Origin of the sequence: Brevundimonas sp. NIBR10 (assembly GCF_027912515.1) — a bacterium.
Classification (GTDB): domain Bacteria; phylum Pseudomonadota; class Alphaproteobacteria; order Caulobacterales; family Caulobacteraceae; genus Brevundimonas.
Genome location: NZ_CP115464.1, coordinates 2,527,694 through 2,546,707, shown reverse-complemented (window position 1 = coordinate 2,546,707; position 19,014 = coordinate 2,527,694). Strand labels below are relative to the sequence as shown.

General features: G+C 68.8%; 22 protein-coding genes. 5 read left to right on the top strand and 17 right to left on the bottom strand.

Annotation, left to right across the window (positions count from 1 at the left end; genetic code table 11):
- Positions 1–23 precede the first annotated feature (23 nt).
- Positions 24–665: a peptidylprolyl isomerase gene (locus O5K39_RS12460; RefSeq protein ID WP_271143944.1), complete on the top strand. Its 642-nt coding sequence runs from the start codon at positions 24–26 to the stop codon at positions 663–665.
- Here the strand turns inward: O5K39_RS12460 and O5K39_RS12455 are convergent.
- From O5K39_RS12455 to O5K39_RS12445, 3 genes are read right to left on the bottom strand one after another with little or no spacing between them, the layout of a single operon-like run.
- Positions 643–1,497, bottom strand: a complete 855-nt coding sequence (locus O5K39_RS12455; protein WP_271143943.1) for an NAD(P)-dependent oxidoreductase — start codon at positions 1,495–1,497, stop codon at positions 643–645. The two genes, O5K39_RS12460 and O5K39_RS12455, sit on opposite strands and share 23 nt — an antisense overlap.
- 11 nt (positions 1,498–1,508) lie before the next feature.
- A complete protein-coding gene (locus O5K39_RS12450; RefSeq protein ID WP_271143942.1) occupies positions 1,509–2,015 on the bottom strand; it encodes a flavin reductase family protein in 507 nt (168 codons plus the stop codon).
- A gap of 59 nt (positions 2,016–2,074) precedes the next feature.
- Complete coding sequence (locus O5K39_RS12445) at positions 2,075–2,638, bottom strand: DUF922 domain-containing protein (RefSeq protein WP_271143941.1); 564 nt, start codon at positions 2,636–2,638, stop codon at positions 2,075–2,077.
- A 102-nt stretch (positions 2,639–2,740) separates the two neighbouring features.
- Between O5K39_RS12445 and O5K39_RS12440 the strand changes: the two genes are divergently transcribed.
- Complete coding sequence (locus tag O5K39_RS12440) at positions 2,741–3,643, top strand: flagellar motor protein MotB (RefSeq protein ID WP_271143940.1); 903 nt, start codon at positions 2,741–2,743, stop codon at positions 3,641–3,643.
- 196 nt (positions 3,644–3,839) lie between these two features.
- Here O5K39_RS12440 and gmk read toward each other — a convergent pair whose 3' ends face one another.
- The 4 genes from gmk to fabF all read right to left on the bottom strand — a co-directional run bounded on the left by gmk (position 3,840) and on the right by fabF (position 7,877).
- Positions 3,840–4,481: a guanylate kinase gene (gene gmk / locus O5K39_RS12435; protein WP_271143939.1), complete on the bottom strand. Its 642-nt coding sequence runs from the start codon at positions 4,479–4,481 to the stop codon at positions 3,840–3,842.
- Positions 4,471–5,358, bottom strand: coding sequence for a YicC/YloC family endoribonuclease (locus O5K39_RS12430; protein WP_271143938.1), 888 nt, complete (start codon positions 5,356–5,358; stop codon positions 4,471–4,473). Before O5K39_RS12430 ends, gmk begins: the two co-directional genes overlap by 11 nt.
- The gene (gene mltG / locus O5K39_RS12425) at positions 5,355–6,503 is read right to left on the bottom strand and encodes an endolytic transglycosylase MltG (RefSeq protein WP_348637131.1); all 1,149 of its coding nucleotides are present in this window, start codon (positions 6,501–6,503) and stop codon (positions 5,355–5,357) included. The genes O5K39_RS12430 and mltG overlap by 4 nt, the downstream gene beginning before the upstream one ends.
- A 93-nt stretch (positions 6,504–6,596) precedes the next feature.
- Positions 6,597–7,877 carry a beta-ketoacyl-ACP synthase II gene (gene fabF / locus O5K39_RS12420; RefSeq protein ID WP_271143936.1) on the bottom strand — a complete coding sequence of 427 codons (1,281 nt, stop codon included), beginning with the start codon at positions 7,875–7,877 and terminating at the stop codon, positions 6,597–6,599.
- 164 nt (positions 7,878–8,041) lie between these two features.
- Between fabF and O5K39_RS12415 the strand changes: the two genes are divergently transcribed.
- Positions 8,042–9,217, top strand: a complete 1,176-nt coding sequence (locus O5K39_RS12415) for a hypothetical protein (RefSeq protein ID WP_271143935.1) — start codon at positions 8,042–8,044, stop codon at positions 9,215–9,217.
- Between the two features lie 151 nt (positions 9,218–9,368).
- Here the strand turns inward: O5K39_RS12415 and O5K39_RS12410 are convergent, their stop codons facing one another.
- The 4 genes from O5K39_RS12410 to O5K39_RS12395 form a co-directional block, all read right to left on the bottom strand.
- The gene (locus O5K39_RS12410) at positions 9,369–9,608 is read right to left on the bottom strand and encodes an acyl carrier protein (protein WP_271143934.1); all 240 of its coding nucleotides are present in this window, start codon (positions 9,606–9,608) and stop codon (positions 9,369–9,371) included.
- 174 nt (positions 9,609–9,782) lie between these two features.
- On the bottom strand, positions 9,783–10,034 hold the full coding sequence (locus O5K39_RS12405) for a hypothetical protein (RefSeq protein WP_271143933.1): 252 nt from the start codon (positions 10,032–10,034) through the stop codon (positions 9,783–9,785).
- The gene (gene fabG / locus O5K39_RS12400; protein ID WP_271143932.1) at positions 10,031–10,771 is read right to left on the bottom strand and encodes a 3-oxoacyl-[acyl-carrier-protein] reductase; all 741 of its coding nucleotides are present in this window, start codon (positions 10,769–10,771) and stop codon (positions 10,031–10,033) included. The genes O5K39_RS12405 and fabG overlap by 4 nt, the downstream gene beginning before the upstream one ends.
- Positions 10,772–10,948: 177 nt before the next feature.
- The gene (locus O5K39_RS12395) at positions 10,949–11,866 is read right to left on the bottom strand and encodes a glycerophosphodiester phosphodiesterase family protein (RefSeq protein ID WP_271143931.1); all 918 of its coding nucleotides are present in this window, start codon (positions 11,864–11,866) and stop codon (positions 10,949–10,951) included.
- 134 nt (positions 11,867–12,000) lie between these two features.
- Between O5K39_RS12395 and plsY the strand changes: the two genes are divergently transcribed.
- Together plsY and dprA are read left to right on the top strand one after the other, a co-directional pair.
- Positions 12,001–12,639, top strand: coding sequence for a glycerol-3-phosphate 1-O-acyltransferase PlsY (gene plsY / locus O5K39_RS12390; protein ID WP_271143930.1), 639 nt, complete (start codon positions 12,001–12,003; stop codon positions 12,637–12,639).
- Entirely contained in the window at positions 12,636–13,721 is a 1,086-nt protein-coding gene (gene dprA / locus O5K39_RS12385) for a DNA-processing protein DprA (protein ID WP_271143929.1), read from the top strand. The genes plsY and dprA overlap by 4 nt, the downstream gene beginning before the upstream one ends.
- Here dprA and O5K39_RS12380 read toward each other — a convergent pair.
- From O5K39_RS12380 to O5K39_RS12355, 6 genes are all read right to left on the bottom strand, one after another.
- Positions 13,669–14,937 carry a serine hydrolase domain-containing protein gene (locus O5K39_RS12380; RefSeq protein ID WP_271143928.1) on the bottom strand — a complete coding sequence of 423 codons (1,269 nt, stop codon included), beginning with the start codon at positions 14,935–14,937 and terminating at the stop codon, positions 13,669–13,671. The two genes, dprA and O5K39_RS12380, sit on opposite strands and share 53 nt — an antisense overlap.
- A gap of 23 nt (positions 14,938–14,960) precedes the next feature.
- The gene (gene era / locus O5K39_RS12375; protein WP_271147153.1) at positions 14,961–15,914 is read right to left on the bottom strand and encodes a GTPase Era; all 954 of its coding nucleotides are present in this window, start codon (positions 15,912–15,914) and stop codon (positions 14,961–14,963) included.
- 5 nt (positions 15,915–15,919) lie between these two features.
- The gene (gene rnc / locus O5K39_RS12370) at positions 15,920–16,633 is read right to left on the bottom strand and encodes a ribonuclease III (protein ID WP_271143927.1); all 714 of its coding nucleotides are present in this window, start codon (positions 16,631–16,633) and stop codon (positions 15,920–15,922) included.
- Positions 16,633–17,406, bottom strand: a complete 774-nt coding sequence (gene lepB, locus O5K39_RS12365) for a signal peptidase I (RefSeq protein ID WP_271147152.1) — start codon at positions 17,404–17,406, stop codon at positions 16,633–16,635. Before lepB ends, rnc begins: the two co-directional genes overlap by 1 nt.
- Positions 17,407–17,852: 446 nt before the next feature.
- On the bottom strand, positions 17,853–18,254 hold the full coding sequence (gene acpS / locus O5K39_RS12360) for a holo-ACP synthase (protein WP_271143926.1): 402 nt from the start codon (positions 18,252–18,254) through the stop codon (positions 17,853–17,855).
- Complete coding sequence (locus O5K39_RS12355; protein WP_271143925.1) at positions 18,251–19,012, bottom strand: pyridoxine 5'-phosphate synthase; 762 nt, start codon at positions 19,010–19,012, stop codon at positions 18,251–18,253. Before O5K39_RS12355 ends, acpS begins: the two co-directional genes overlap by 4 nt.
- Positions 19,013–19,014 lie beyond the last annotated feature (2 nt).

Sequence of the window (19,014 nt, the reverse complement as noted above, 5' to 3'; positions counted from 1 at the left end):
CGATGGAAGCCCGAGAACAGCCCATGCCCAGACGCCCGTTTGTCGCCGCCCTCGTCATCGCGCTGATCTCGGTGCTGGGCTGGCCGATCCTCGTCGTGGCGCAGGAGGCCTCGGTGCCGGCCCTGCCCCAGGTCGTGCTGGAGACCTCGGCCGGGCGGATCGTGATCGAGGTGAATGACGTCAAGGCACCGATCACCGGAGCCAACTTCCTGCGCTATGTCGACGAGCACCGGTTCGACGGGGCGACCTTCTATCGCGCCATGAAGTCGGCACCGGGGATGGGGCTGGTCCAGGGCGGGACCAACTACGACCCGGTGCGCACCCTGCCGCCGATCGCGCACGAGCCGACGACGCAGACGGGGCTGGTCCATGTCGATGGAGCCGTGTCGATGGCACGCCACGATCCGGGCACGGCGACCGGTGACTTCTTCATCTCGATCGGGGCGACGCCCTCCTATGACGCCGGGCGGCCGTTCTCGGTCGATCCGCTGGGCTATGCGGTGTTCGGCCGGGTGGTCGAGGGGATGGAGGTCGCGCGCGCCGTGCTGGTCGCCCCGACCTCTCCGACCGAAGGCGAGGGCTTCATGCGCGGGCAGTTCCTGGAGCCGCGCATCGTGATCGTGTCGGCGAGGCGAGAGGTCGCTACGGAACCAGTCGCACCTTGAGGCTGGAAGTGTCCCAGCGATTGCCGCCCAGGGCCTGGACCTCGGCATAGTAGCCGTCGACGAGGGCGGTCATGTCCAGACGCGCGCCGTTGGCCCGGGCCTCGTCCAGCACCAAACCCAGGTCCTTGCGCATCCAGTCGACGGCGAAACCGAAGTCGAACTGGCCGGCAGCGGCGGTCTTCCAGCGGTTGTCCATCTGCCAGGACTGGGCCGCGCCCTTGGATACGGCGTCATAGACGGCGTCGGTGTTGAGCCCGGCCGACTGGGCGAAATGGATGGCCTCGGCCAGACCCTGGACGACACCGGCGATGGCGATCTGGTTGACCATCTTGGTCAGTTGACCCGCGCCTGCGGGGCCCATGTGCTTGATCGCCTTGGAATAGGCCATGACGGCGGGCTCGACGCGGGCCAGGGCGGCTGCGTCGCCGCCTGCCATGACGCTGAGCTGGCCGTTCTCGGCACCGGCCTGACCGCCCGAGACCGGGGCGTCGATGAAGGACCGGCCGCTGTCGGCGGCAAGCGCCGCCATGTCGCGCGCGACGGTCGCCGAGGTCGTGGTGTGATCGACGATGACGGCCCCGGGGGCCAGATGCGGCAGGGCCTCGGTCACCACAGCGCGAACGTCATCGTCATTGCCGACGCAGAGGATGAACAGGTCGACGCCCGCAGCGGCCTCGGCGACCGTGGGGGCCCAGGCGGCACCGTTGGCCCCGGCCCAGGCCTGGGCCTTGGCGGCGGTGCGGTTGAAGCCGGTGACGGCATGGCCTGCGGCAACCAGGTGGCGGGCCATGGGTCCACCCATGACGCCCAGGCCGGCGAATGCGATCTTCATGTCCGTGTCCCTCAGGCCTGCGGTTCGGTCGCCACGCCATAGCGGCCCCGGAAATAGGTCAGGGCCTCGCCGCCCCAGTCCTCGAACCGGGTGACCCGGCCGACGATGACCAGGTGGTCGCCCATCTGGATGCGGTCGTGGGTCCGGCATTCCAGGCGCGCCAAGGCCTCGGGCAGACAGGGCGGGCCGTCGTCGGGGCGGACGAACTCGTGCGGATCCAGCACCGAGACCCCCTTGGCGAACCGACCGGCCATGGCCTTGTCGGAGGACGGCAGCATGTGGATGGCGAAGGTCTCGGCGGCGGCGAAGACGGGCCAGCGGTCGGAACGCTCGTCCAGGCACCACAGCACCAGACGCGGAGTCAGGGACACCGAGGTGAAGGAGTTGATGGTGATCCCCAGCGGCCCCGCCGGGCTGTCGGCCGTGACGATGCAGACACCGGTCGCAAAGGCTCCCAGCGCCCGGCGATAGGCGGCCACATCGGCGGCGGGGTGTTCGGGCGGGGGTTCCAGGCTCACCCGCCCGACCTAACCCGGATCGCGGCCGTGTGCGAGCCGTCGGAGGCAGGAATTCGACGTCATTGCAGCGGCCGCATGTTGCGGCGCGCCCGTGCGGTGGCGAGGTCGTAGTCGCGGTTGGCCTGAACGATCGCCGCCTCGCCCGCCCGGCGCGCCTCGATCAGGGCGTCACAGTCCGGGGCCGCGCGCATCGCCGCCAGGGTCGCCTCCATGCCTGCGTTGATGCGCTGGGCGCGTCCGTACTCGAAGGCGTCGAGTTGTTGGCGATAGCGGTCGAAGCGCGCGCGCATCCGGGGGCCAGCCTCGGCGTCGGCGGCGATCACAGGGGCGGTCGTCTCGATCTGCCAGGTCATCCGGGCCGTCTGCGGCAGGCAGCCGTTCGCGTCGTTGGACCAGCGGACCTGATTCCGCCACTGGGTCCGCACCGGAACGCGGACACCGTTCGACATCATCGGACCGAGCTCATCCATCGCTCGACGCAAGCCGGGGGCCAGGTCGCCCCGGATTTCATAGGGGATCACCGTCACGTGCGGCATCTGTTCCAGCGGTGTCGGCGGCCGGGTCGGGACATCGATCTGGGCCACGGCCTGCATGGCCAGAACGAAGACGAGCGTGGCGAGCATCGGCGAGCTCCGAACCGTTTTGCGTCGATGCGAAACATCGCAAACGCCTTCTTAACGTCAGGCTGCGATGACGAAACAGCCTTAACAGCGAGCTACCGCCGAATGTCCGCGAGCGATCGCCCGATCATCATCAAGAAGGTCAAGAAGGTGGTCGGCGGCGGCCACCACGGGGGTGCCTGGAAGGTCGCCTATGCCGACTTCGTGACCGCGATGATGGCCTTCTTCCTGCTGATGTGGCTGATCAATACGACCGACCCGGAGCAGAAGCGCGGCATCGCCGAATATTTCGCGCCCGCCAGCGTGTCCCAGACGACCTCGGGGTCCGGCGGCATCCTGGGGGGCACATCCCTGGGTGACGACGGGGCCAAGAGCTCGGGCTCGATGTCGGTGTTGCAACAGATGGCACCCGAGGCTCCGCAGGACGCCCCGCCTGACGCCGGCCAGAGCCAGAACGTGGCCTCGGCCAGCGACGAGGCCCTGCGCGCCGAGATCGCCCGCCGCGAGGCCGCCGAGTTCCAGAGCGCCGCCGAATCGCTGCGCCAAGCCATGCAGCGGATGCCGGAACTGGCCGAGCTGTCCAAACAGATGATCATCGACCAGACGCCGGAGGGGCTGCGCATCCAGCTGGTCGATCAGGAAGGCCGCTCGATGTTCGAACAGAACTCGGCCCGGCCTAACGCCCGCGCCCAGGTGCTGCTGCGCGCCATCTCTACCGTCATCAACCGCCTGCCCAACCGGATTTCGATCACGGGTCACACCTCAGCAGTGGCCGGATCAGGTCGGGCCTCGGTGGCGACCGACTGGCCGCTGTCGGCCGAGCGGGCCAATGCGTCGCGCCAGATCCTGCAGACGGCGGGCGTCGACGGGGACCGGGTCTATTCCGTAGCGGGCAAGGCGGGGTCCGATCCGCTGTATCCCGACGATCCGTCGCTGGCCGGCAACCGCCGTATCGCGATCGTCCTGTTGCGGGAAGCGCCGGTGCTGCCGATGGATACGTCGCTTTAGTCAGGGCCACTCTCCTCCCTGTCGCGCATCGATGGGGAGGTGGCGCGATGCGGCTTCGCATCGTGACGGAGGGGGCGACTCGGTGATCGGAGTGGGGGCCTGGCGAGGTTGACCGGAAAGACCGTTTCGCCCCCTCCGTCACGGCCCTGAAGAAGGGCCGCGCCACCTCCCCATTCCTGCGGAACGGGGAGGAGACTTACACGTCTTCGGCCAGCAGGCCGTCCCTGTAATCCTCGACCCAGGTGTTCCTGAACCGCGCGCTGCGTTCGGCGTGATAGATGTGCGCCAGTTCGGCGTAGCTGCGGTCGAAGTCGTCGTTGACGAAGACGTAGTCGAACTGGTCGCAGTGCTCGATCTCGCCCTTGGCGTTCTTGATGCGGCGTTCGATGACGTCCTCCGCATCCTGCGAGCGGGTGACCAGACGGCGGCGCAGCTCGGCCAGGCTGGGGGGCAGGATGAAGACGCGGACGGCGTCCTCCGGGCATTTCTCGGCGACCTGTCGGGCGCCCTGCCAGTCGATGTCGAACAGGACGTCGCGGCCCTCGGACAGGGCCTTGTCGATGGGGGCGCGGGGCGAGCCGTAGCGGGCGCCGTGAACGTCGGCCCATTCCAGGAAGGCGTCGGCGTCGATCAGGGCCTGAAACTCTTCGGGCGTGACGAAATGATAGTCGCGATCGGCGACCTCGCCCGGGCGGATGCCGCGCGTGGTCATCGAGATCGACAGTTCCAGCCCACCGTGGTCGGCCATCAGGCGGCGGCACAGGCTGGTCTTGCCCGCGCCCGAGGGGCTGGCCACGATCAGCAGGACGCCCCGGCGGGGCGTACGATCATTCGACATTCTGAACCTGTTCGCGAAGTTGCTCGATGGTCGCCTTGAGCTCGAGCCCGACGGCGGTGAGCGGCGTCGTAGCCGATTTCGAGCACAGGGTGTTCGCTTCGCGCATGAACTCCTGCATCAGGAAGTCGAGTTTGCGGCCGGCGGGGGGTTCCAGCAACAGTTGGCGGGCCGAGGCGACATGGGCCGACAGCCGATCCAGCTCCTCACGCACGTCCGCCTTGGTGGCCAGGGCGGCGGCTTCGAGAAAGATGCGGTCTTCGAGACCCGGTGCATCGGGTGCCAGCTCAGTCATGCGGCGGGCGAATCGATCACGGACGTGCAAAGTCTGGGCCGAGGCGTCGCCCTCGGCGGTCTGGGTCAGGGACTCGATGCGGTCGATGAAGGCGGTGATGACGGGGGTAAGCTGTTCGCCCTCGCGTTCGCGGGAGATTTTCAGGGCGTCCAGCGCATGTTCGATCGTCGCGGCCATGGCGGCCTCGATGAGCGCGCGGGCCTCGGCGTCGTCAGTGTCGTCGTCGGGCACGTCCAGCACGCCCCGCAGGGCCAGCAGACCGTCGGCCGAGGGCGGGGTCGTGCCCTGTTCGGCCAGGGCATTGGCAATCTCCAGATAGCGGGCCAGGACGGCCTCGTTGACGCGAACGGCGGCGGCACCGGCATCGCTGCGCCGGGCCTGGACGCCCAGGGTAACCTGGCCCCGGCTGAGGCGGGCCTGCGCCGCAGCCTTGGCCAGACGTTCGAGATTGTCGAAGCCGTTGGGCCCGCGAAACCGGACCTCCAGATTGCGGCCGTTGACCGAGCGGGCCTCAACCGACCAGGTCCAGCCGTCCAGCGCCCCGTCCGCCCGGCCGAAGCCGGTCATGCCCGAGATGGCGCTCATCGCGGGGCCGTGGCGGGCTGGGCCGGGCGAAGGGCGGTTCGCGAGGGCGTGACGGCGCCCGGGGCCTGCATGGTGATGACGGCCTGACCCGTGATCGGGGCCGGTGCTGGTGCGGGTGTTTCCGGCGCGGTGCCGGGGGCCAGGGCACCGGGGGCCGCGGGCGGTGTCGCGCCCGGCGGAAGGCCGGCCTTGCGGCGTTCGATCTCGCGCCAGCGGAGTACGTTCAGCTGGTGCTGTTCATAGTTGGAGGCAAAGGCGTGGCCGCCCGAGCCATCGGCGACGAAGAACAGGTCGGTCGAGCGCGGCGGGTTGAGGACCGCCCGGATGGCATCGACCCCCGGATTGGCGATCGGCGTCGGCGGCAATCCGTCGATCAGATAGGTGTTGTAGCCGGTGTCGGCCTGAAGTTCAGACTGGCGGATGCCGCGCCCCAGCGGTCGCCCCCTGGTGATGCCGTAGACGATGGTCGGATCGCTCTCCAGTCGCATGCCGATGCGGATCCGGTTCGAGAACACGGCGGCTACGCGCGGGCGTTCGGCGGCAAGGCCGGTCTCCTTCTCCACGATGGAGGCCAGGATCACGGCTTCCTCGGGCGAGGTCACGACGGTCATCGGCGAGCGGGCCGCCCACAACCGGGCCAGGTTCTCGGTCATGGCGCGCTGCATGCGCAGCACCACGGAGGCACGGGTCTCGCCGCGCGCGACCTCATAGGTCTCGGGCCACAGACTGCCCTCGGCGGGAACCGTCTCGACGGCACCGGTCAGGACCGCCTCCTTGTTCAGGATGTCCACCGCCTGGGCCGAGGACCACCCTTCCGGGATCGTCACGAAATGGCGGACGACCCGGCCGTCGGTGAGCAGGGCCAGGACGGCCTTCAGCGAAGCCTTGTTCGGCACCCGGTATTCGCCCGCGCGTAGGCGACGGTCGGCCCCGGTCAGGGTGGCGGCGGCCTTGAACATGTCGGTCGAGCGGATCACGCCCGCGCTCTTCAGCCGCGCCGCGATGGCCGAGACGCCCGAGCCGCTGGGCAGGGTGACGATGGTGCTGTCGCCCTGACGCGCCGAGGGGCCCGGCGCATAGTAGACGCTCCAGCCCCAGGCCAGCAGGGCGATCAGGAACAGGCTGAAGGTCGCCGAGGCCGCCAGAAGGGCCGCCACCACGCCGGACCGCTTGCCCCGACCCGGGGACCGGGGCCGTTGCGGTGCCGGCCCCTTGATCCCGTCCCGACGTCCGAACACCTAGCGGACCTTGCGGAAGATGATCGAGGCGTTGGTGCCGCCGAAGCCGAACGAGTTGGACATGGCGACGTCGATCTCCATCGGCTTGCCCTTGTGGGGCACCAGGTCGATGGCGGTCTCGAACTCGGGATCGTCGAGATTGATGGTCGGGGGCGCGATCTGGTCGCGGATGGCCAGGATGCTGAACACCGCCTCGATGGCCCCGGCCGCCCCCAGCAGGTGGCCGGTCATGGACTTGGTCGAGGACATGGCCATGTCCTTGGCGTGATCGCCGACCAGCCGCTCGACGGCGCGCAGCTCGATCCAGTCGGCCATGGTCGAGGTGCCGTGGGCGTTGACGTAGTCGATGTCCTCGACCGCGATCCCGGCCCGTTTCACCGCCGCCTTCATGGCGCGATAGGCCCCGTCGCCGTCCTCGGACGGGGCGGTGATGTGATAGGCGTCGCCGCTCATGCCGTAGCCGATGACCTCGGCATAGATCTTCGCGCCCCGTGCCACGGCGTGTTCGTATTCCTCGAGGATGACGACCCCGGCCCCCTCCCCCATCACGAAGCCCGAATGGTCGCGATCGTAGGGACGCGAGGCCTTTTCCGGGGTGTCGTTATAGGCGGTACACAGGGCCTTGCAGGCCAGGAAGCCGGCGATGCCCAGAGGCACGATCGACCCCTCGGCCCCGCCCGCGACCATGACGTCGGCGTCGTCGAGCATGATCATCCGTGCCGCGTCGCCGATGGCGTGTACGCCGGACGCGCACGCGGTCACCACCGCGTGGTTCGGGCCCTTGAGGCCGTGGCGGATCGAGATCTGGCCGCTGGCCAGGTTGATCAGGGACGACGGAATGAAGAAGGGGCTGACGCGGCGCGGGCCTTGGTCCCTCAGGATCAGCGAGGTCTCGGCGATGGGGCCCAGCCCACCGATGCCGGAGCCCATCATGACCCCGGTGCGTTCCTTGTCCTCGTCGCTCTCGGGCTTCCAGCCCGCGTCGGCCAGGGCCTCGTCGGCGGCGGCGATGCCGTACAGGATAAAGTCGTCGACGCGCTTCCTGTCCTTGGCCGACATGATCGCGTCAGGATCGAAGCTGCCGGGCACGCCGGGGCCACCCCCGCCGCGGCCATCCACGCTGGGGATCTCGCCCGCAATGGTGCAGGCATAGCCTTCGGTGTCGAAGTTGGTGATCGGGCCGATGCCCGACCGTCCTTCGACGATACCCTTCCAATTGTGATCGACGCCACAGCCCAGGGGTGTGACGAGGCCGAGGCCGGTAACGACGACGCGGCGCATACGCAGCGCTCCTTGATGGTCCTTGAGTCTCTCGGCGCAAACCATAGGGATCGCGAAGCGGCGCCGCTAGGGCATCGGCCGTCCCCATCGGGGAAGTTCGCAGAACGCGGGTGCTTGATCTGGCCCCACAGCGCCGCTTACGGTCGTGCAAACACGGGTGGACCATGACAGATCCGGCAGACCCCCAGAACGCCCCCGTCGTCCAGACGACGCCGACACGCGCAGACCCTGCAACCTCCCATCCCGTCAAGCGCGCCCTGTGGCGGATCGGCGACGGAACCGCCCGGCTGATCGGAAACGGTCGCGAGGCGCTGAACGAGGGGCTGGAAAGCGCCGGTGCCTCGATAGACCGTCTGCACCGACGGCTGGCATTCGCCGTCCTGGCCCTGGTGGGGGTGATGGTGATCGGCGCGGCCTTCAGGGCCTGGGGCTGGCAGGAGGGGAACTATGCCCTGATCGCCCTGATCGGCACGGCGGCCCTGTGGGCGGTGATCAATCCGCTGCATCTGATCGGGATCGCGCTGGCCGGTGGCGGTCTGGCGGCATGGAAGGGCAAGGACGAGGCCAGGTTGGGCCTGCTGGCCTATGCGCGGGTGCTGGCGGTCGTGCTGCTGGGGTGCCTGACGCCGCTGGTGCTGTTTGCGGTGGCACCCGGCGACACATCGTTCTGGCTGTCGATGCGACTGCTGGTGCTGACACCCGTCGTCATCCTGGCGCTATGGCTGGTCGGCAAGATCGCGCCGAGGGCCGAACAGCTTGTCTTCATCGCCGTGCCGGCCTTCGCCCTGGTTCTGGCGTTGGGCAATATGCTGGTGCCGGAACAGACCCTGGCCGGGCTGGGCATCCCCGCCTGGCTGCGCGCGCCGCGCCCGCAGGACGAGGAACTGGCGCGCCTGGAGCGGGTGATCGAACAGCGCCGGAACGAGGCCCGCGCAGCCCGGCTGCGCGACATCCGGATCAAGATCGAGAGGGGCGTCGCCCTGACGCCGGAGGACGAGGCGACGATCGCCGAGGCCCAGAGAGACCGCGTCACCCTGACCGACTGGGTCGGCACCCGATCCCAGGCGGTGCTGGAGGAGGTCCGCCGTCGCTCGGCGACCGCGCCAAAGCCGGCGGCCCTGACGGCACCGGCCGCAGGCGTGGTGGTCGCACCGTCAGGCGCGTGGTCCAAGCCGATCGCGGCCCCGGCGGGATCCCGCCTCTGCGCCGGCACGGACCGGGGCGAGGCCGCCTATCTGACCCAGTGCGCCATGGGCGACGGCGAATGGACGAGGCGCTCGGCCGGCGGCTGCGAGCCGGGTTTGTTCGACACGGCCCGGTTCATGGGAAGGGGCGGCTAACGGACGATCCGCTATCGTTTCGTGCCGGAGGCCGCGACCTGCGAGGCCTTCCCGGGCTGACGCCAAACGAAAACGGCCGCCCTGCCCTCCTCGACGGAGAACAGGGCGGCCGGTTCAAAAGCCCGTGATCCGAAGCGGATCACGCCTGAAATCAGGCGGCGGTCTTTTCCGAGATGAACTTCACGGCGTCGCCGACCGTCTGGATGTGTTCGGCGGCGTCATCGGGAATCTCGATGTCGAATTCTTCTTCGAAGGCCATGACCAGTTCGACGTTGTCGAGCGAATCGGCGCCCAGGTCGTCGATGAAGCTGGCCTTTTCGGTGACCTTGTCGGGATCGGCGTCCAGATGGTCGATGACGATCTTGCGGACGCGTTCCAGGGTGTCGGACATGGGGGTCTCTGCCTTATGGGGCCGCGGGGAAGCGGCAGTTGTCTCAAATCCTGCCGTCTCATGACAGCGACGCTTGTGCAAGACCCTAACGAGCCAAGCCTTCTGCGGTTGCGCCCCTCTAGCACAGCCGTCGGGGCTGGGAAGGGGCGTCACCGTATTTGACCGCGCCTGTGATCAGCGTCTGACGGAATTGACCCACCAGACCAGGGCCGCGCCGACCAGGGCGAGCGGCGCGCCGTAGATGGCCCAGATGATCTGGCCGGTCATGAAGCTGCCCGGCAGGATGTTCAGGCCCTGAAGCACCCAGGCGATGCCGATCAGCAGCATGGGTCCGCTGACAATGGTGGCCAGGACGCGCAGAACGGTGACGAAGACGGTACCGGCCCGGGGTTCCTGAACGAAGATCCGGCGTTCGCGCGTCATCATATCATCGCCATCCCGCCGTTCACGTGAAGCGTCTGGCCGGTCACATAGGCGGCCTCGTCCGACGACAGATAGACGGCGGCGGCGGCGATCTCGTCACCTGTGCCCAGCCGGCCCGTCGGAATGTTCTTCAGGATGGTCTCGCGCTGGGCGTCGTTGAGGACGTCGGTCATGGGCGAGGCGATGAAGCCGGGCGCGATGCAGTTGACGGTGATGCCGCGCGACCCGACCTCCTGGGCCAGGGACTTGGAAAAGCCGATCATGCCGGCCTTGGACGCCGCGTAGTTGGTCTGGCCGGGGTTGCCGGTGACGCCAACGACTGAAGTCACCCCGATGATCCGGCCCGACCGGCGCTTCATCATCCCCTTCATGGCCGCGCGGCTGAGGCGGAAATAGCTTTCGAGGTTGATGGCGAGGACCGACTGGAAATCCTCGTCCTTCATCCGCATCAGCAGGCCGTCCTTGGTGATGCCGGCGTTGGCGACCAGGATGTCGAGCGGTGCGCCCGCGGCCTCCTCTGCTGCGGCAACCAGACCATCGACCGAGGCCGGGTCGGACAGGTTGGCGGTGGCGAAATGGGCGCGCTCGCCCAGTTCGTCCTTGATCCCGGCCAGCACGGCTTCGCGGGTACCGGACAGGACGACGGTGGCACCCTGGGCATGCAGGGCGCGGGCGATGGCCCCGCCGATGCCGCCGGTGGCCCCGGTCACAAGCGCGGTCTTGCCGGTGAGATTGAACATAAGGATGGGCTCCACTGTCTTTCTTCTGCCCTTGCGGGAGACTGAGGCCCGAAGGGCCGGATGAGGGGTCACACGGACCTCAGAGGTGAATTTTCGAGAGGCCGACCGTCAACAGCGGCGTGACCCCCAATTCGTCAGGCTACGCCTGCCACCTTCTCCCGCAAAGGAGAAGGTCGGTTATCTGTCACATGTCGCCGCTGCCGCGACCTCGGCGGCCAGCACGCCCTTGACGGCCAGAGGCGCGTCGGTGGCGATGACGGTGACACCCTGTTCGTACAGGCGGCGGTATTCCGACACGTCGCCGTCGGCGGCATAGACGTCGTCGAGACGACGCCCCGCTGCGCCCAGGGTGCCGAACTGGGCCTCGACGCCGCGCGCCTTCAGGGCGGCCCACTGCGCCGGGTCGGGCGAGCCCGCGCCGGTCCAGCCGAGGATCTGGGCGTCGTTCAGGCCGTCGAGATTGCCCATCGACTTGGCACCGGCCGAGATCATCATCTCGGGCGCGAGGGCGGCGACGGCGCGGGCGGTCTCGGGGGAATAGGTGATCAGGATGACGCGGCCTTGCGCGCCCACCCGTCGGACCTCGTCGACCACGGCGCGGGCCAGGACCAGGGTCGCGGTCTCGTCGGCGGGCTTGAGGTCGATGGAGGCGATGGTGCCGGCCGCGTCGGCCGCGGCGAGCGCCTCGGCCAGGGTCGGCGGGGCTTCGTCGGTCAGGGTGCCGTCGGGGGCGGTCAGGCGGGTGGCCTTGACCTCGGCCAGGGTCAGGTCGGCGACCTTGCCGGTGCCTGTCGTGGTCCGGTCCAGGGTGTCGTCGTGCATGAGGACCAGCTTGCCGTCGCGGGTCAGGACGGCGTCGATCTCCACGATGGCACCGGGAATGGCGCGGCCGGTGGCGGTGATGGCGGCGACGGAGTTCTCGGGCTGGTCGTCGGCGGACTGGGCCCGGTGGGCGGAGATGGCGACGCCGCGTTCGCGCACGCAGTCGAAATAGGCGGCCAGGATCGGGTCACCCGGCACCGCCGGCCGGTCGAGCCGCACATAGCAGGCCGTGAGAGACAACAGCGCCACGCTGGCGAGGATTGGACGGATCATGGCTTGGCCTCTGCGAACGAGCGCGGACCAGTGCCACATTCGGTCGCGTCGTCAAGCGTCACCCCAAGTTGCGTCTTGCTCGCAAGCCGGCCCCGACGCATCTTGCGGCTCAAGACCAAGGGGAGCGACTCACCGTGCAGGATCTCGTGGCGCCGGCCATCGGCGGGCTCGCCTTCGTGGCGGTTGCCGGATACCTGCTGGGATCGATTCCGTTCGGAGTGCTGATCACCCGTGCGGCGGGCACAGGCGACGTTCGCAACATCGGTTCGGGCAATATCGGCGCCACGAACGTGCTGAGGACCGGCCGCAAGGACCTGGCTCTGGCGACCCTGCTGCTCGATGCGGGCAAGGGGGCGGTGGCGCTGCTGCTGGCGCGCTGGCTGTTCAACAGCGACCTGGCCGGAGCGATCGGCGGCGGCGCGGCGTTTCTGGGGCACCTGTTTCCGATCTGGCTGAAGTTCAAGGGCGGCAAGGGGGTGGCGACCTTCTATGGCCTGTTGCTGGCGGCGCACTGGCCGCTGGGGCTGCTGGCGGCGGCGATCTGGCTGCTGGTGGCGTTCGGGCTGCGGTATTCATCGCTCGCGGCCCTGGTGTCGGCGGCCTGTGCGCCGGTGCTGGCGGTGCTGCCTCTGGAGATGCTGGGACTGCCCGCGCCGAACCCTGTCGCGGCCCTCGCCCTGTTCACGGCGGTGCTGATCTACATCCGGCATCATGAGAATATCGGCCGGTTGCTGAAAGGTCTCGAACCTCGCATTGGCGCCAAGAAGGCGTGAGCGCACCGCTGGACGAGGCGGAGCGGTTCGCGCGGCTGAGGCTGGCGCGCACCGACCGTGTCGGGCCGGTGTCGTTTCGTCAGTTGCTGGACCGGTTCGGCACGGCGCTCAAGGCGCTGGATGCCCTGCCCGACCTGGCACGACGGGCCGGATCGACCGGATATGACCTGCCCCCGGTGGAGCGTATCGAGGCCGAACTGGCGGCGGGGGACCGCGAGGGTGCGGTCCTGCTGGTGCTCGGCGATGCCGCCTATCCCGACCGGCTCGCCGCCGTCGATCCGCCGCCGCCGGTGCTGTGGACGCGCGGCGACGTCGCCTTGTTGTCCGGCGAGACCATCGCCATGGTCGGGGCCCGGATCGCCTCGGCGGGTGGCCAGAGGATCGCGCGGGGGCTGGCCCAGGCCTTGGGTCAGGACGGTTTCGTCGTGGTGTCGGGTCTGGCGCGCGGCATCGATGCGGCGGCGCATCTGGGGGCGCTGAAGACCGGGACGGTGGCGGTGCTGGGCGGCGGGGTCGACGACGTCTATCCGCCCGACAACGCCGAACTCTATGACCAGATCGTCGATCAGGGTTGCGTCGTGTCCGAAAGTCCGATGGGGGCGCGGGCCCAAGCGCGGGACTTTCCCCGGCGCAACCGCATCATCTCGGGCCTGTCGCGCGGGGTGATCGTGGTCGAGGCGGAGTTGAGGTCCGGGTCGCTGATCACCGCACGGCTGGCAGGAGAACAGGGCCGCGATGTCTTCGCTGTGCCGGGATCACCCCTCGACCCGCGCTCGAAGGGCCCGAACGAGCTGCTGCGTCAGGGCGCGATCCTGTGCGAGGGCGTGGACGATGTACGGCGGGGTCTGGAGACGCTGCGGACCCTGCGCGAGCCGCCGGGCGACCGGTTCGAGGCCATGCCGGACGATGTGGATCAGGCCCTGATCGAACGGGTCGCCGCCCTGCTCTCGCCCACACCGACGCCGCGCGACGAACTGGCCCGGGCCTGCGGTGCACCGGTGGCCCATGTGGCGGCGGCGCTGCTGGAGCTCAGTCTTGCGGGGCGGGCGACGCTTCTGCCGGGCGGGCTGGCGAGCCTCTAGACAGGGCGGTCGGGAACGGCCGTCCCAACGCTTCGGCCAGGGCCTGCTGGGCCAGCAGGAAGACCTCGTCGCGCTGGTGGTAGTTGTTCGACAGGACGATCACCGTGATGTCCTCTTCCGGCTGATGGATCACCAGGTTGCGGAACCCGGACCAGCTACCGGTGTGATAGATCTGCTGGGCCTCGAACGCGGGCTGGACCTGTCGGCCCAGCCGGTTGGCGAAGATGCCGTAACCCCAGGCGCGATGCGGACGGCCACGTTCGTCGGGGGTGTCGGGCGGCGAATGGTCGGCGATCATCTGGGCGTAGCCGTAGGGGCTCAGGATGCGCCCGCCGTGCAAGGCCCTCTGCCAGGCCAGCATGTCGTCCAGCGTCGAATACAGGGCCCCGGCTCCGGTCACGACGCTGACGTTCGCCTGGGGCTGGGCGGCGAGGCCGCTGGGGAAGTTGGCGTAGCCCATGGCGAGGCCCGGTGTTTCGCCCAGACCGGTGTGGCTCAGGCCCAGGGGCTCGAACAGGGCCGTGTTCAGATAGGTCTCGAAAGGCATGCCGCTGGCCTTCTCGACGATGGCGGCGGCGAGGTTGAAGCCGGCATTGTTGTAGCGGATCTTGGTCCCGGGCTCGAACTGGAGCGGATAACGGGCGGAATCAGCCGTCAGTTCGGCGAGATTGGTCGGCGCCACCCGCCTCAGACCCCAGGCCGGACGAGCCATCAGGTCCGGGATGCCCGAGGTGTGGCTCAGCAGGTGGTGGATGCGGATGTTGGCCCAGGCGGCGGGGCACGGCTGGATCCATTTGCAGACCGGATCGCTGATGGTCAGCCTGCCCTCGTCCTGCAGCTTCAGGATGGCGACGGCGGCGAACTGTTTGGACACGGAGGCCAGTCGGAAGGGCGTGTCGAGCGCCAGCGGCCGGCCTTCATCGGCATTGGCCGGCCCCTGGACCCAGCGGAACAGCACCTGGTCGCCCCGCGCCACCAAGATGCCGCCCATGAAGCGGGGATGCCCGGTCAGGCTGGCCGACAGTTGCGGCAGGTCATCGACCGGGACGATCGGCGGGCGCTTGAGCTCGGCGACGGGTGCCTGAGCCAGCGCGGTCGGCTCGGCCGTGCGCACACCGGTCCAGGCAGCCAGGGCCAGGACGCCGCAGACCAGGACGATCAGGACGGCGGCGAGGCGACGGGGATGGTTCCCGGCGCGGCGGGGGACATGGAACACGGACTTTACGCGAACTCTTGGAACTAGACGTCGTACTCGAGGCCGAACTGGGCGTAGAGGGCCCGGCTGTCCTGCCATTTGGGGTCGACCTTGACGGTCACGAACAGATGCACGGGCCGGTCGAGCAGCTCGGTCAGCTCCTCACGCGACTTCTGGCCGATCCATTTCAGGGTCTGGCCGCCCTTGCCCAGGATGATCGGGCGCTGGCTCTCGCGCTCGACATAGATGGTCTGTTCGATGCGAGCGGAGCCGTCGGCCTTTTCGTCGAAGGCCGTGGTCTCGACGGCCGCCGAATAGGGCAGTTCCTCGTGGACGCGCAGATAGAGTTTCTCGCGGGTGATCTCGGCGGCCAGGACGCGGATGGGCACGTCGGCGCTCTGGTCCTCGGGGTACAGCCATTCGCTGGGCGGCATCGACAGGGCCAGCCGTGCCTTCAGGTCATCGACCCCGTCGCCGGTCGCGGCCGAGATCATGTAGACTTCCGAGTAGACGCCGGTCTCGAACAGGGCATGCGACAGGGCCAGCAGGGTGTCGCGGCGCATGCCGTCGATCTTGTTGAGCGCCAGGATGACCTGGGTGCCGGAGCCCTTCAGGTTCTCGATGATGGTCTCGGTGTCCTCGGCCGAGCGGCGGTCGGCGGCGGCACCCTCCTTGCCCTCGGACGCGATGTGCGAGGCGGCGTCGATCAGGTGGACCACCACGTCGGCGTCATGCGCCCCGCCCCAGGCCGAGGCGACCATGGCGCGGTCGAGGCGACGACGCGGGGTGAAGATACCGGGGGTGTCGACCAGCACGATCTGGGCGTCGCCATGGATGGCGATGCCGCGCACGGGGAAGCGTGTGGTCTGGACCTTCTGCGTGACGATCGAGACCTTGGAGCCCGTCAGCCGGTTGACCAGGGTGGATTTGCCGGCGTTCGGCGCGCCGATGATGGCGGCGAAGCCGGCCTTTCGCGCCGGGTTCGGGCTATGGGTCATGTCGGTCAAATCACGCCTTCTCTCTTGAGCATCGCCATGGCGGCGGCCTTCTCTGCGTCCTGACGCGAACGCCCCTGGGCGGTCAAGGGTTCGAGCCCCTCGACCGTCACCGCGACGGTGAAGGTCGGGGCATGGTCCGAACCGGTACGGTTCGCGATTTCATAGGTGGGCAGCGGCCGCCCCTGCCCCTGCGACCATTCCTGGAGCGCCGACTTGGGATTGGTCAGGGACCGTTCCGGCGGCTTGGCCAGTTCCTCGGCCCAGGCGATCTCGAACACATTGCGCGCCGCGTCGATGCCACCGTCCAGGTAGACCGCCGCCAGAACGGCTTCGACCGCGTCGGCGATGACGCCTTCCTTGCGGCGACCGCCGGACTTGGTCTCGCCCGGCGACAGACGCACGGCCTCGCCAATGCCCAGGGCGGCACCCACGCGCCCGCAGGCGTGTTTGTCGACCAGGGCGTGTAGGCGCGACGACAGCTGGCCCTCGTCGGCCTCGGGAAAGTCGTTGTGCAGCCGTTCGGCGACCAGCAGGCCCAGCACCCGGTCGCCCAGGAACTCGAGCCGCTCGTTGTCGCGCGGGGCACTGGAGGTCTGGGGCGCAACGCCCTCGCCGACGCTGGAATGGGTCAGGGCCCGGTCGAGCAGACGGGCGTCCTTGAACCCATGGCCCAGACGGCGGACCAGCTCGGCCACCGCCTGTGCCCTGGCGTTTGCCATCAGTGGAGGACGCTGAAGAAGCGGCTGGGCCGGATCTTCGTGAACCAGCTGACCGGGTTCAGCAGCGACGCGCCCGGCTCCCACGAGAAGGCGATGATCTGGGCCTTGCCGACCAGGTTCTGCGCCGGAACGAAGCCGACGCCCGCCGACTGCTCGACCCGGCTGTCGATCGAGTTGTCGCGGTTGTCGCCCATCATGAAATAATAGCCGGCCGGAACCGTGTAGACGCCGGTGTCATCCAGATCGCCGCCGGGGCCGAAGTCTTGGGTGTTGAAGCTCTTGCCGCCCGGCAGGGTCTCGCGGGCGCGAACGACCGAGCGGGGGCCGAAGACGTCGGCGGCCTCGGATTCGCCGATGACCACGTCCTGGACGGCTGCGCCGTTGATATACAGCTTGTTGGCGATCATCTGGATATGGTCGCCGGGCAGGCCGATCACACGCTTGATGTAGTCGGTCTTGTCGTCACGCGGCAGTTTGAACACCACGATGTCGCCGCGCGCGGGGGCCGAGCCGAAGATGCGGCCTTCACCGACGGGCAGGTTGATCGGCAGGCCGCTCGAGAATTTCGAATAGCCGTACGACCACTTGGACACGATGATGTAGTCGCCCTCATACAGGTTCGGCTCCATCGAGGCCGACGGGATGGTGAAGGGCTGGAACAGCAGCACGCGCAGCACGAAGGCGATCAGCAGGGCGAAGACGATCGTCTTGACGATCTCCAGCGTCTCGGACCCCGCGGTAGGTTCGGGGCGGACGGGCTTGGGGCCCTTGATGTTTTTCGTCTTGATCGGCTTGTCGCGCAGGGTCAGGGGCTCGTCGCCGTCGTCGAACGGGGCATCGCCCTGGTCGCTCCAGATCGGGCGCTTGCCGTCGGCGGTGACGGCGGCAGCGGTCGCGGCGGCCGCAACCACCGGGGCGACGGGAGCGAGATCGTCCTGCGGTTCCAGGCTGACCGTGTCAGACGACACGACCGGCGCTGACGGTTCGAGGTCGACGGAAGGTTCGACCGGGGCTTCCGCCGGCAGGTCTGATACTGGAGCGGAGGACGCAGCTTCGGGTGTGGCTTCGATATGAGCCGGCATGACCCCGTGGTCGTCCGGCGCAACGGGCTGCGGCGCGTCGTCGGGCGCGTGCGGCTTGTGGTCTTCGCTCATCGTCGGAAAGGCCTGTCCCCAGCCCCCATTCGGCGGCGTTGTCGGTCGTCGCACCTATAGCCTGATTACGACAGCGGCAAGGCCTCGATCACCACGAAGGCGAGTGCGTATGGGTGCTCGTCGCTGAGCGTCAGGTGGATGTGAGGGCAATGCCCCTGTGGCGTCAGGCGGGCCAGGTGCTCGGCGGCGTGTCCGGTCAGGGCAAGGGTCGGCTGGCCACTGGGCAAGTTCACCACCCCCATGTCCTTCCAGTAGACGTCGCGGCGCATCCCGGTCCCGAGCGCCTTGGCGCAGGCCTCCTTGGCCGCGAACCGCTTGGCATAGCTCCAGGCCGCGTCGGGCTTGCGGTCAGAGCGGGTCCGCTCGATCTCGGTGAAGCAGCGCGCCTTGAACCGGTCGCCGAAGCGGTCGAGCGAGGTCTGGATGCGGCGGATGTCGCATAGGTCGGCGCCGACGCCGATGATCACGCCGCGATCTCTCTGCCTTCGTCCATCAGAGCCCTCATCCGGGCGATGGCGGGGCCCAGGCCGACGAAGATGGCCTCTCCGATCAGGAAATGGCCGATGTTCAGCTCCATCACCTGCGGGATGGCAGCGACGGCGGCGACGGTCTCGTAGTCGATGCCGTGCCCGGCGTGGACCTCAAGGCCGAGGCTCGTGGCCAGGGCCGCGCCGGCCGACAGCGATGCCAGTTCCGCCTCGGCCTCCTCCGGCCTGCCCTCGCGCACGGCGTCGCAATAGGCCCCGGTATGAAGCTCGACCACCGCCGCCCCGGTCCGGTAGGCGGCCTCGATCTGGGCTGGGTCAGCGCCGATGAACAGCGACACCCGCGACCCGGCCTCGTTCAGACGCCCGACGAAGGGGGTGATCCAGTTGTGGCCGCCGACGACGTCGAGCCCGCCCTCGGTGGTCCGTTCCTCGCGCTTTTCGGGCACCAGGCAGACGGCGTGGGGCCGGTGATGCAGGGCGATGGCCAGCATCTCCTGGGTCACGGCCATTTCAAGGTTCAACGGCCGCGCCTCGGCGTTCAATAGGGCCGACAAGCCGTCGATGTCGCCGTCCGAGATGTGGCGCCGATCTTCGCGCAGGTGGGCGGTAATGCCGTCGGCCCCGGCCGCCAGCGCCTCGCGTGCCGCCCGGACGGGATCGGGATAGAGGCCACCGCGCGCATTCCGCACGGTCGCGACGTGGTCGATGTTGACGCCGAGGCGCAGACGCTCGCTCATTT

What these genes read in the sequence shown, in the direction of transcription:
- fabF (WP_271143936.1), bottom strand. Translation starts at nt 7,877, where the DNA reads ATGCGCCGCGTCGTCGTTACCGGCCTCGGCCTCGTCACACCCCTGGGC.
- O5K39_RS12410 (WP_271143934.1), bottom strand. Translation starts at nt 9,608, where the DNA reads ATGTCCGACACCCTGGAACGCGTCCGCAAGATCGTCATCGACCATCTG.
- O5K39_RS12445 (WP_271143941.1), bottom strand. Translation starts at nt 2,638, where the DNA reads ATGCTCGCCACGCTCGTCTTCGTTCTGGCCATGCAGGCCGTGGCCCAG.
- O5K39_RS12440 (WP_271143940.1), top strand. Translation starts at nt 2,741, where the DNA reads ATGTCCGCGAGCGATCGCCCGATCATCATCAAGAAGGTCAAGAAGGTG.
- O5K39_RS12430 (WP_271143938.1), bottom strand. Translation starts at nt 5,358, where the DNA reads ATGAGCGCCATCTCGGGCATGACCGGCTTCGGCCGGGCGGACGGGGCG.
- rnc (WP_271143927.1), bottom strand. Translation starts at nt 16,633, where the DNA reads ATGGCAAACGCCAGGGCACAGGCGGTGGCCGAGCTGGTCCGCCGTCTG.
- era (WP_271147153.1), bottom strand. Translation starts at nt 15,914, where the DNA reads ATGACCCATAGCCCGAACCCGGCGCGAAAGGCCGGCTTCGCCGCCATC.
- fabG (WP_271143932.1), bottom strand. Translation starts at nt 10,771, where the DNA reads ATGTTCAATCTCACCGGCAAGACCGCGCTTGTGACCGGGGCCACCGGC.
- O5K39_RS12455 (WP_271143943.1), bottom strand. Translation starts at nt 1,497, where the DNA reads ATGAAGATCGCATTCGCCGGCCTGGGCGTCATGGGTGGACCCATGGCC.
- O5K39_RS12415 (WP_271143935.1), top strand. Translation starts at nt 8,042, where the DNA reads ATGACAGATCCGGCAGACCCCCAGAACGCCCCCGTCGTCCAGACGACG.
- O5K39_RS12405 (WP_271143933.1), bottom strand. Translation starts at nt 10,034, where the DNA reads ATGATGACGCGCGAACGCCGGATCTTCGTTCAGGAACCCCGGGCCGGT.
- O5K39_RS12355 (WP_271143925.1), bottom strand. Translation starts at nt 19,012, where the DNA reads ATGAGCGAGCGTCTGCGCCTCGGCGTCAACATCGACCACGTCGCGACC.
- gmk (WP_271143939.1), bottom strand. Translation starts at nt 4,481, where the DNA reads ATGTCGAATGATCGTACGCCCCGCCGGGGCGTCCTGCTGATCGTGGCC.
- O5K39_RS12460 (WP_271143944.1), top strand. Translation starts at nt 24, where the DNA reads ATGCCCAGACGCCCGTTTGTCGCCGCCCTCGTCATCGCGCTGATCTCG.
- O5K39_RS12395 (WP_271143931.1), bottom strand. Translation starts at nt 11,866, where the DNA reads ATGATCCGTCCAATCCTCGCCAGCGTGGCGCTGTTGTCTCTCACGGCC.